This is a genomic window from Planotetraspora kaengkrachanensis (genome assembly GCF_016862895.1).
In the GTDB taxonomy this organism is placed as follows: Bacteria; Actinomycetota; Actinomycetes; order Streptosporangiales; family Streptosporangiaceae; genus Planotetraspora; species Planotetraspora kaengkrachanensis.
On sequence record NZ_BONV01000069.1, the window covers coordinates 1 to 10,212 of the forward strand.

The 10,212-nt window shown below is 69.5% G+C and carries 14 protein-coding genes; 6 read left to right on the forward strand and 8 right to left on the reverse strand.

Annotation, left to right across the window (positions count from 1 at the left end; genetic code table 11):
- The first annotated feature begins 194 nt into the window (after positions 1–194).
- Positions 195–863 (forward strand): response regulator, encoded by a 669-nt coding sequence (locus Pka01_RS40185; protein WP_203888275.1) that lies wholly within the window; start codon positions 195–197, stop codon positions 861–863.
- A 12-nt stretch (positions 864–875) separates the two neighbouring features.
- On the opposite strand, the gene Pka01_RS40190 is transcribed toward Pka01_RS40185, so the two are convergent.
- Both Pka01_RS40190 and Pka01_RS40195 read right to left on the reverse strand, forming a co-directional pair.
- Positions 876–1,679 (reverse strand): maleylpyruvate isomerase family mycothiol-dependent enzyme, encoded by an 804-nt coding sequence (locus Pka01_RS40190; RefSeq protein WP_203888276.1) that lies wholly within the window; start codon positions 1,677–1,679, stop codon positions 876–878.
- Positions 1,676–2,299 carry a TetR/AcrR family transcriptional regulator gene (locus Pka01_RS40195; RefSeq protein WP_203888277.1) on the reverse strand — a complete coding sequence of 208 codons (624 nt, stop codon included), beginning with the start codon at positions 2,297–2,299 and terminating at the stop codon, positions 1,676–1,678. Before Pka01_RS40195 ends, Pka01_RS40190 begins: the two co-directional genes overlap by 4 nt.
- Before the next feature lie 256 nt (positions 2,300–2,555).
- On the opposite strand from Pka01_RS40195, the gene Pka01_RS40200 reads away from it, so the two are divergent.
- The 4 genes from Pka01_RS40200 to Pka01_RS40215 all read left to right on the forward strand — a co-directional run bounded on the left by Pka01_RS40200 (position 2,556) and on the right by Pka01_RS40215 (position 4,978).
- The gene (locus Pka01_RS40200) at positions 2,556–3,332 is read left to right on the forward strand and encodes a hypothetical protein (protein ID WP_203888278.1); all 777 of its coding nucleotides are present in this window, start codon (positions 2,556–2,558) and stop codon (positions 3,330–3,332) included.
- A gap of 222 nt (positions 3,333–3,554) precedes the next feature.
- Positions 3,555–3,911, forward strand: coding sequence for a hypothetical protein (locus Pka01_RS40205; protein ID WP_203888279.1), 357 nt, complete (start codon positions 3,555–3,557; stop codon positions 3,909–3,911).
- Positions 3,912–4,011: 100 nt separating this feature from the next.
- On the forward strand, positions 4,012–4,497 hold the full coding sequence (locus tag Pka01_RS40210; protein ID WP_203888280.1) for a hypothetical protein: 486 nt from the start codon (positions 4,012–4,014) through the stop codon (positions 4,495–4,497).
- A 100-nt stretch (positions 4,498–4,597) separates the two neighbouring features.
- Positions 4,598–4,978 (forward strand): winged helix-turn-helix transcriptional regulator, encoded by a 381-nt coding sequence (locus Pka01_RS40215; protein WP_239116292.1) that lies wholly within the window; start codon positions 4,598–4,600, stop codon positions 4,976–4,978.
- Positions 4,979–5,006: 28 nt separating this feature from the next.
- Here Pka01_RS40215 and Pka01_RS40220 read toward each other — a convergent pair whose 3' ends face one another.
- From Pka01_RS40220 to Pka01_RS40235, 4 genes are all read right to left on the reverse strand, one after another.
- Positions 5,007–5,978 (reverse strand): quinone oxidoreductase family protein, encoded by a 972-nt coding sequence (locus tag Pka01_RS40220; protein ID WP_203888281.1) that lies wholly within the window; start codon positions 5,976–5,978, stop codon positions 5,007–5,009.
- A gap of 23 nt (positions 5,979–6,001) precedes the next feature.
- A complete protein-coding gene (locus Pka01_RS40225) occupies positions 6,002–6,346 on the reverse strand; it encodes an MFS transporter (protein WP_203888282.1) in 345 nt (114 codons plus the stop codon).
- Positions 6,340–7,203, reverse strand: a complete 864-nt coding sequence (locus tag Pka01_RS40230; RefSeq protein WP_203888283.1) for an MFS transporter — start codon at positions 7,201–7,203, stop codon at positions 6,340–6,342. The genes Pka01_RS40225 and Pka01_RS40230 overlap by 7 nt, the downstream gene beginning before the upstream one ends.
- Before the next feature lie 184 nt (positions 7,204–7,387).
- Complete coding sequence (locus tag Pka01_RS40235; RefSeq protein WP_203888284.1) at positions 7,388–8,209, reverse strand: SDR family oxidoreductase; 822 nt, start codon at positions 8,207–8,209, stop codon at positions 7,388–7,390.
- 76 nt (positions 8,210–8,285) lie between these two features.
- Here Pka01_RS40235 and Pka01_RS40240 point away from each other — a divergent pair, with 76 nt between their 5' ends.
- The gene (locus tag Pka01_RS40240; protein WP_239116290.1) at positions 8,286–8,864 is read left to right on the forward strand and encodes a TetR/AcrR family transcriptional regulator; all 579 of its coding nucleotides are present in this window, start codon (positions 8,286–8,288) and stop codon (positions 8,862–8,864) included.
- A gap of 64 nt (positions 8,865–8,928) precedes the next feature.
- Here the strand turns inward: Pka01_RS40240 and Pka01_RS40245 are convergent, their stop codons facing one another.
- Both Pka01_RS40245 and Pka01_RS40250 read right to left on the reverse strand, forming a co-directional pair.
- Positions 8,929–9,480 (reverse strand): permease-like cell division protein FtsX, encoded by a 552-nt coding sequence (locus Pka01_RS40245; RefSeq protein WP_203888285.1) that lies wholly within the window; start codon positions 9,478–9,480, stop codon positions 8,929–8,931.
- Positions 9,477–10,004: a SigE family RNA polymerase sigma factor gene (locus Pka01_RS40250; protein WP_239116291.1), complete on the reverse strand. Its 528-nt coding sequence runs from the start codon at positions 10,002–10,004 to the stop codon at positions 9,477–9,479. The genes Pka01_RS40245 and Pka01_RS40250 overlap by 4 nt, the downstream gene beginning before the upstream one ends.
- Positions 10,005–10,212 lie beyond the last annotated feature (208 nt).

Sequence of the window (10,212 nt, forward strand, 5' to 3'; positions counted from 1 at the left end):
GCCTGACCGGCCCGCCATACGACCCCGCCGCCCAGTCCGAGACGGGCGGCGGGGGAGGATACGGCTCGAGAGGGCATGCGGGGACGAGCCGCCCCGCTGAACGGCACACTGGAGGCGGGCGTGCGGAAGGGACGGTTCCGGGTGCGACTGAGACCGCCGGCGGACGCGTCTCCTGCGGCACGGCGAGGAGCCCCGTGACCGCCCGGGTGGTCGTGGTCGACGACCAGACCGTGGTACGCGAAGGGCTCACCCTGCTGCTCGGGCTGCTGCCCGGTGTCGAGGTCGTCGGCTCGGCAGCCGACGGAGAGGCCGCCGTCGAGCTGGTCGAGGCCGAACGCCCGGACGTGGTGCTGATGGACCTGCGCATGCCCAGGATGGACGGCGTCGAGGCCACCCGCCGCATCCGCGCGGCCCATCCGGGCACCCAGGTGGTCGTCCTCACCACCTACTCGGACGACGAGTCGGTGTTCGCCGCGCTTCAGGCCGGGGCCAGGGGGTTTCTCACCAAGAGCGCCGACGCCGAGGAGATCGCCCGAGCGGTGGCCACCGTGATGCGCGGCGACGCCCAGCTCGACCCCGCGGTGCAGCGCCGCCTGGTGGAGGCCGTGCTCCCACCCGCCGGGCCCTCCGAAAGGGAGCGGCCACGGCGGGACGACGGCCTGCGGGACGGGCTGACCAGGCGGGAGGCCGAGGTGCTCAGGCTCATCGCCCAGGGCCGTACCAACGCCGAGATCTCCGCCGACCTGTTCATCGGCGAAGCCACGGTCAAGACGCACATCAACAACCTGTTCGCCAAGATCGGCGTCCGGGACCGCGCTCAGGCCGTCACCTACGCCTACCGCCACGGCCTGGCCGATCCCTGATCCGATGAGGGGTCAGAAGGGGACGCGCGCGGTGGTCACGAGTGCGGCCACATCCCGGTCGCCGGTGACGACCGCGGCGGCGGGGGCGGCGGCGCGTCCGGAGAGGGCACGCAGGTATTCGACGGCGTCCAGCCGGACGGTCGTGCCGGGGGTGCCGTCGCCGATGTCGAAGGTGCCACCGGCCGGACCGGTCAGCTCGAGCGTCACCGGACGCAGGGACCAGCGGGCGTGCAGGTCGCGCAGGACCTGCTCGACGACGAGCCGGTCGTGGGCGCCGGTCTCCAGTGGCCTGCCGACGGCCTGGCTGATGTCGTCGCGGTGCATCCACAGGTCCCGCGGGAGGAACACGTCGTAGACCTCGGCGAGAGAGAGCCGGAAGGCGCCGAAGTGGGCGTCCTCCGAGGGGAAGGTCATGCGGCGGAGCGCGGCGGGGCGGCGGCGCATGACCAGGTTGGCCTGGGTCCACAGTGTCCGGAAACGCTCGGTCACCTCCTGGCGGGACCTGCCCGCGTGGAGCGCGGCCCCGAACCGCATGTGCGCGTCCAGCTGCGGCAGTTCCGGATAGGCCCTGGTCGCCTTGCGGTCGCGCAGCAGGAACAGCCAGGGCCGGACCTGCTCCTCGGCCTGGGCGACCAGGTGGCGGACGATGTCGCCGACGGTCCACGCGTCGCAGACGGTGGGCCTGTCCCAGTCGGCCGGAGTCAGATCGGCCAGCAGGCCGTCCCAGATCGCGAGCTCCGCCGCTCGCAGTTCGTACGCGTCTGCCGGACTCGTCATCGGGACGGACCCGACGTGCACTGCGGCCTCCGCTGTCATGGCTGGTCGCCTCCTCCGTGAGGTGCGTAGTGGGTGAAGAACAGGTCCAGGATCGTCGGCGCCAGCCGCTCGAAGCGGCCCTCGCCGACCGGGGCTTCGGGTTCGTTGGACATCTGCTGGCTGACGACCCCGGCCACCAGGGTGTTCAGTAGCGCGACGCCCTCATCGGTGGCGGCGGCGGGGTGCAGACGGCCGCCGGCGACGGCGTCCGCCAAGATGGCCCTCACCTCGGTGACGTTGTCGACGGCAGGGGCGAAGGACTCCGCCGACGGCGCGAAACCGGGAACCGGCCGCCAGAACAGCAACTGCGCGCGGACCGGGTTGCGCCGCGTCCACTCGATCAGTTTCAACGCGCCGACCCTTACGCGATCGAGCGCGTCCAAGCCGGCCGTGGCCTTGTGCAGGGTCTCGTTGAGGTCGCCGGCGCTCTGGCCGAACAGCGCGTCGTAGATCGCCGTCTTCGACGGGAAGTACTGGTACAGCGAGGGCGTCCGCATCCCCATCCGCCGGGCCACCTCGGCCAGGCTCAGCGCGGCGACGCCCTCTTCCGCCATGACCTCCACCGACAGGTCGAGGATCTCCTTGATGGTCTCTTCGCGTCTTCGTGCCCGCCGGTCCACGTCTTCCCTCCATCGATCTACATGGCCAAGGATTATCTAATACCATTAGGGAAGTCAATGCTTGATAGAAAAACCTAACTTCCGAAGCGGTCCGGGTTTCCTGGGCGTGGTTCCCACCTGGCTGGGGTCAGCCTCCTGCCCGCTGGGTGCCTGCACGGGGGTAGAGCCGGGTGTTTCCACTCATGACATGCGCCTGCCGGTCCGTGACGATCACATGCGAGAGCTCGATCCACGTACGGCAAGCAGGAGGGATCGCATGGGAATCGGACGCCCCCACATCACTCGACGCCGGAACGGAGCACCGCCTGGCCGGCGCCGCCACCGCAGGACGGGTGCTCTGCTCGCCATTCTGGCGCTGATCGCGAGCATGTTCCCGGCCCTGCCGGCCGCCGCCGATCCACTGCCTTACGGCCCCTATACCTGTGACATTGGAGCCGTGTGGCGGGAGGCGACCGCGAAAGACCCGGTGTGCGTGCTAGTGGACAGGCGCACCGAGGTTCGCGATCAGAACGCGCTGGCCCCGAGCCGTACCCTGCCGAACGGGAACTGCAAGGACGGCTTCGTCTGGCGACTCGCCAACTGGTCGGATCACACGTGCGCCACGCCTAGGGATCGCAGCAAGACGGCCGTGGACAACGAGTCGGCCTATCAATGGCTCGTCGACCCCACGGCGACTCCGCGCGGAGGCATATCCGTCATCCAGGTGCCGAACCATGAAGGGGAGTACGACGGCTTCGACCTCTACGCCATGGGAACGAACATCACTCCGACCGCCAAGGTCGCGATTTTGGGAGACGCGGTCATCGCGTGGCCACCCACCCATAAGTGGGGGTCAAAATGGATCACCTACCACTGGTATCGGGTAGGGAGCCTCCAGGTCTACTTCAATGGCGAGGTCGGCGACGAGTGGGTGCATCTCGGCAGGCATAACTGCTCGCCGCTCCAGACCGACCCTGTCACCCTCATCGCCGTCGACTACGGCAGCGGTGTGGTGACCACGGTGGGCACCGTCGACTGGAAATGCCCGTCCTGACCCGGCCCGGTGAACGAGGTCGCACCCGCGCGGGTGCGACGACAAGGCCCTCAGCAGTGGAAAGGCTCGCCAGGTGATCACCTGGCGGGTCTTTCCCCCGTGGTGGTGCGAAGGTCGCGGACCTATACACATAGGTCTATATTGTGAGACGCGTGTCCCGAATTTTGAGATCGGTGCTAGCGTGGCCGGGCTGCTCGTCGAAAACACCCGAAAGGTGGAACGGTGGCCAAGACGGTCATTCACGTGTTTCATGACGACGACCACTCGATCGCCACCGGGACCCGTGTCGCCCAGCGCATCCAGGAGGTCGCTCCCGAGCGGGGCTGCACCGTGGAGGTCTTCTGTTTCGGGCCCGCCCAGCGTCGCCTCTCCGAGGGGGACGCCACCGAGGCAGGCGCGACCTTCAATCGACAGGTCGACGAGTTGATCGCGGACGGTGTCCGTGTCGGAGCCTGCGTCAACGCGGCCCGCGTCGACGGAACCGAAGAGGAGCTCACCCGCCGCGGGCTCATCTTGCAGGTCGCCAGGGACGAGTTCCTCCGCTTCACGCTCGAACAGGCCACGGTCATCAGCTTCTGAGCACACACCCGGCCTCGGTGGGGTCGGACGCCGATCGATCTCCCGGCCGGTCCGGGGGGTCGTTAGGGTGGTAAGCCGTCCCCGCCCTGGAGAAATCGTCATGACCATGCCTGAGCACAACACGACCTGGCGCGACGCTCGCTACGACATGCCCGTCAGCCGGCAGATGGAGCGATACGACAAGCTGGCCGCCCAGGACGCGTCCGCTCGGGCCCGGGCCGAACTGGTGGCCCGCGGGATCTACGACCCCGCCCGGCACGGATCCGAGGACCGGCCGCCGCTCACCGTGGCCGAGCACATCGAGTTGCTGGCGCTCGCGGAGAGCATCGCGCGGACCGTCCGCCATCCCGCCAACATCCACCACGCGCTGCTGGCCGGGGTCACCTGGGCCGAGATCGCCCGAGTCATCGACTCCGACGAGGCCGCCGTACGGCGTGACTACCAGCAGTGGGCCGACGACCAGCATGACCTCAACAAGCAGTTCCCGCACCTCGGCATGACCGCCGACGAGTACGCCGACGCGACCGCAAGGGTCCGGCGACAGGGCCGAGCGCCGGAACCCGGCCACAGCGGAACGTCTTCCTGAGCTGCCCCTCACCTGGCCATTTCGTATGTGGTGGGAATAGGACGAAAGGTCCTCGGCTTGTAGAACCAACAGTCGTTGCCGGGCGCCGAAGCTGGTGAACATGGACAAGCCCATACGCGAAGTGATGATCGATGTCTGCGATCCGGAGGAGAGCAGAGTCGCGTTCGTGCGCGACCTCTTCGGACGGCTGGGCGAGAAGTGGTCGATGCGGACCCTCGACGAGCTCGCCCATGGTCCACTTCGTTTCACGGCGCTCATGAACGCGCTGCCGGGGATTTCGCATCGCATTCTCACCGTCACGCTTCGGACGCTGGAGGGCGACGGCATGGTGAGCCGGACGGCGTATCCGGAGACACCGCCGCGCGTCGAGTACGCACTCACGCCGCTGGGCGAGAGCTTTCTCTGCCGCGCCCTCTCGATGGTGGCCTGGGCGCAGGACCACCAGCGGGAGATCGAAGCCAACAGGGCCGCGCGACGCTGAGCCCGGCCCTGTCAGGATCGACGTCTGCTCAGACCGTCAGGACGAGTGAACCCGTCGTGCGCCGCGACTCCAGATCACGGTGGGCGCGGGCGACGTCCCTGAGTGGATACGTGGTGACGGCCGGTCCTCCGAGGTCGCCGGCGACGACCAGCCGGAACATCTCGTCGAGCAACGACTGGCGTTGCTCCTGGCCGGGGAGCATGGAGTCGAGGCTCGGCTGGACCACCGTGATGCGCTTGCCGGATATCAGTTCCGTGTCCAGCGCGGGCGGGCCCGAGGCGCCTCCGAACAGCGCGACGGTCCCGTCCGCCGCCACGGCGCGGAGCGAGAGGCCGACCGTGTCGCGCCCGACGCCGTCGAAGACGGCATCCGCACCCCTTCCGTTGGTCATCCGCTCGATTCCGGCGACGACGTCCTCGCCCGAATCCAGGGCGTACACGTGATCGGCTCCGTTCGCCTCGGCCGCGGCGACCTTCGCGCCTGAGCCGACCGTGCCGATGACGACGGCTCCGGCGATCTTGGCCCACCGGACCAGCAGCGAGCCGACGCCGCCCGCCGCGGCGTGGACCACGATGACGTCTCCCTCGCCGACCGGGTAGGCCTTGGTGATCAGCGCTCCGGCGGTGAGACCTTTGGCCGTCATGGCCGCGCCCTGCTCGTAGGTGACGCCGTCGGGCAGACGGAGCAGTGACGACGCCGGGATCAGCCGCTTCTCCGCGTTGGCGCCGGGAGCCGACGTGTACGTCACGCGGTCGCCCACCGTGAAGGCGGTCACCCCGGGACCCACGGCCTCCACGTCACCGGCCGCCTCGAGTCCGATGGTGCGCGGGAAGCCGTTTCCGGCGATGGCGCCGGATCGGAAGGCCAGGTCGATGTAGTTCACGCCGATGGCCCGCTGGCGCAGGCGAACCTCGCCCGGCCCAGGTTCGCCGACGTTCTCCTGCTCCACGGTGAAGGTGCCGGCGTCGCCGAAGGCGTACTGGTGGATGACGATGCTCATGCGAGCACTCCTTTCATTGGGAATCACAGGCCGTGCCGAGTGAGAAGGGCGAAGAGCGCCGACGCGATCGCGGCCGACCCGGCGGCGACGAAGAGGGTGGAGAGCCCGGCCGAGTCGACGAGGACGCCGCCGACTCCTGAACCGATCGCGATGGCCAGCTGCATCACCGTGATGAAGATCGAGGAGGCGGCCTCCGGGGCGTGCGGGGTCGCCGTGAGCATGTGCGTCTGCAGGGCGAGCGGTACCAGGCCCCACAGGGCGCCCCAGACTCCGATCAGGACGCTGACGAGGGCCGGCGCCCCCGCGAGCGCCGGAAGCGACGCGAGGACGACGCCGAACGCGGCCGCCGCGCCGGCGAAGGTCAGCATGCGGTCGCGCTCCACCAGGGCGGGCCGGCCAGCGTGCCGAGGACGCCCGCCAGGCCGTACGCGACGAAGAGCAGGGTGGCGAAGCCGGAGCTCATCTCGGCGTTCTGCAGCAGGAAGGGCGTCACGAACGTGGAGGCCGCGAACTGCCCCGTCGCGGCGACGTCGCCGGCGATGAGGATCGTCCGCGCGATCGGGACGCGGAAGACCTCACCGAGGTGGCCGAAGGTCATCCGGCCCGTCGTGGGAATCCTCGGCAGGACCATGAGCTGGCCGATGCCGATCAGTGCGGCGAGAGCGGCGGAGGCGGCGAACGTGAGCCGCCATCCGATGAGGTTGCCGAAGAACTGCCCGGCGGGAAGGCCGACGACGGTGCCCACGGACAGCCCCGCCAAGATGATCGACGTCGCTCGTGTTCCCGCCTGCGGGCCTGCCAGGCGGAAGCCGAGCGGAGGGACCACGGCCCAGAACCCGCCGATCGCCACACCGAGGAAGACGCGGGCCATGACCACGACGCCGAAGTTCGGGGCGACGGCCGCGACGCCGTTCGACACCAGAACGAGCACGCTGAGGACGACGATCAGAAGGCGGCGGTCGAGGCGGCCCGCGCCGACGATGACCATCGGCGCCGCGACGGCGGCGCTCAGGCCGGGAACGAGCACCATGAGGCCCGCGGTCCCGAGCGACACGTTCAGGTCGCGGGACACGTCGGGCAGGAACCCCACGGGAGTGAACTCGGTGGTCACGATGATGGCGGCACCGAGCGCGAGCGACGACACGCCCGCCCAGACGCGAGCCGACGGGCTGCCGGGTGGAGAGGGGTCGGTGGAATGGATATCGACGAGCTCTGACGGACTCAATAGATGGTTCCTCGTTCACGGCAATTGCTGGACCTCCACTGGAACACCCCGTCATGAGCCGGATTCCCAGGTGCGTCGCCGCACCTTTTTGTTCGTCACGCACAAAAAGGAAAGAAATTCGACCTCCCCGTCAGGCACGTAAAGGTGCGTGACAGGGAGATCGGCTAACGAGCCGGAGAATCGGTCACCGGAAAGCGGAGGCGTTGCGCGCGGCCCACTCACCGAAGGTGTGCGGGGCGCGGCCCAGGATCCGCTCGATGTCAGGACTGACGCGCCGCTCCTCCGGAGTGGGCTCGCCCAGGATGGCCAGCGTCCCCTCGACCACGGGCAGCGGCATGAACCGTGCCATCTGTTCGTGGGCCTCCTGCCGGGTCTGCTCGGCGAAGCGCACCGGCTCGCCCAGGGCCCGGCCGATCGCCGCCGCCCGCTCGCGCGGGCTGGTCGCGGCGGGCCCGGTGAGGAGATAGGTGGCGCCGTCGTGGCCGTCCTCCCGCAGTACGGCCGCGCCCACGGCCGCCACGTCGTCGGGGTCGACGAACGGCAGGCCCACGTCGCCGAAGGGCGCGGAGACGGTGCGGTGGAGGCGGACCGGCTCGGCCCACGCGTACGCGTTGGAGGCCATGCCGCCTGAACGCAGGATCGTCCAGTTCAGCCCCGACTCGCGTACGGCCGCCTCGAACCGTCCGGCGTGTTCGTAGGCGTGCGGCCGGGTCCCGGCACCCTGGCTGGACAGCAGCACGATCTTGCGGACACCTGCGGCCTTGGCCGCACCCGCCACCCCCTGCGGGTCGTCTCCGGCGACCAGGAGGAACAGCGCGTCGGCCCTCTCCAGGGACGGGCGCAGGCTTTCTACGTCACCCAGGTCGGCGGCCTCGGCGCGCACGCCTTCGGGGACGTCGGCCCCTGTGATGCGGCGGGCCACGGCGGTGACCTGCTCGCCCGCCCCCGCCAGCAGTCGCACCAGGGTCCGGCCGACGTTCCCCGTGGCACCCGTGACAACGATCATGATTGAGCCTCTCCGAACTGAGTTAGTTGGCTGACTAAGAAGACGCTAGCAGAGTCCGGCGCCTATAGTCAGTCGGGTGACTAACTCACAGAGGCTGCAAGCCTCGGGTGCCAAGCGCAGGCGCCTGATGTCGGCCGCGGCCCAGGTGGTGCACCGGCAGGGGGCCGAGCGGACGACCATCGCCGACATCGCGCGTGCCGCCGACGTCCCGGTGGGCAACGTGTACTACTACTTCAAGACCAAGGACGAGCTGGTCGCGGCCGCGCTCGCCGAGCACGGACAGCAGCTGGAGCTCGTCACCGGTGAGCTGAACCGCGTGGCGGACCCGCGCGAGCGTCTCAAGGGCCTGGTGGAGGGCTGGGTCTCCCAGCGAGAGGTGGCCGCGCGGTACGGCTGCCCGACCGGGACGCTCGCCGCCGAGCTGGGCAAGCGCGAGGAGGGTGACCTGGACGTCGCGGCAGGTGATCTCATCCGCCTGTTGCTGGACTGGGTGGCAGGCCGGTTCCGCGAACTGGGGCAACCGGATCCCGACGGGCTCGCGGTGACCCTGGTCGGCGCGTATCAGGGCATGTCGGTGCTGGCCAACGCGCTGCGAGACCCGGAGATCATGACACGCGAGGGCGCCCGGCTCATCGCCTGGCTGGACTCTCTGTGAACGCAGGATCGTCGTAAGGCCCTGTCGCCTGCAAGACGTGCTGTCCGCCTCCGCCGAAGGGCGGTCACGGTCCAGGGACGACGTTCGAGACTCCGGGCAGAGCCTCCACTGCCCTGGTGACGGCCGCCAGGCCGTCCGGGGACTTGACCGTGACCCGGAAGGACGCCGGAACGTCCCCGGATCTCACCGAAGTCAGCCATTTCCGCTGCCGCGTATCGGCCGAGGCCACGATGTTGGACAGGAAGTTGCGATACGCCTCGTCCTGGCTCTCGAATTCGAACGACGCGACCTGGGGGAGCGACTTCAGGACCTGCTCGATCCTCCGGCGGTCGTCCGTGGTCGCCTCCCCGTGCCCCTTACATCGGGGGAAGACGTCGTCCTTCAGGCACAGGAAGGCCGAGAGCCGAGGAGGCGGGCCGCCTGTCGCCGCTTCCATGGGGGGAGGCGTGAGCCGTACGAAGGCGAGGATGCCGATCGCGAGGGCCGCGGGGACGGCGGCCAGGAGGGCGACCCTCGGCCGGCGGCGCTTCGATGGGACGCGGAGCGGCCGGATCGAGTGGAGCCGGGCCGTCTCGGCCGCTTCTGAGAGGGCCTCGCGTAGCCGTTGGTCGATCATGTGTCCTCACCGAGTTGACGGCCGAGGGCGGCGAGCCCGCGGGTGATGGCTGAACGCACGGTGCTGTCGCCTACGCCCATCGCGTCGGCGATCTCCTGATGGGACAGGTCGAAGTAGTAGCGCAACACGATCGCCTCCCGCTGCCTGCGCGGGAGGCCGCTGAGCGCGAGCAACACCTCGCGCCGCTCCTCGCCCAGCATCACGCTGCTCTCGGCGGACCAGATCGGCACCTCGTACGGCAGGGGCCGCCGGAACGCGGCGGATCTTCGGCGCAACACCGATCGGCAGCCGTTCAGCACCGCCGAACGCACATAGGCGAGAGCCCGGTCGGGATCACGCAGACGCCGCCGTCCGGCGTGGGTCCTGGCGAACGCGTCCTGAACGACGTCTTCCGCCGTCGGCAGGTCCCCGACCATGAGGAGGGCCAGCCGTACCAGGCCGAGATGGTGATCGGCGAACAACACCGCGACGTCGATCCGGTCCAGGGGTCTGGGCCCGCCATGGGCGAGCAGTTCGACTTCCACGTAACAGAGACGCGCGGACGCCGCGTCCGCTGCTCGCGTCGGCAGGAAATCTCCCAGGATCCGCCGGGCGCCCGGGCGCCCGCGCAGCCGCACCGGGTCCCCCCGGAGGAAGCTCGCGGCAGAAACCGCAGGTGGGATGCGTTAACACTGAGATTTGTGTCGTCATTCGGGAGGTGTCATGAACGCTCGATCGTTCCGTTTCGGGGTT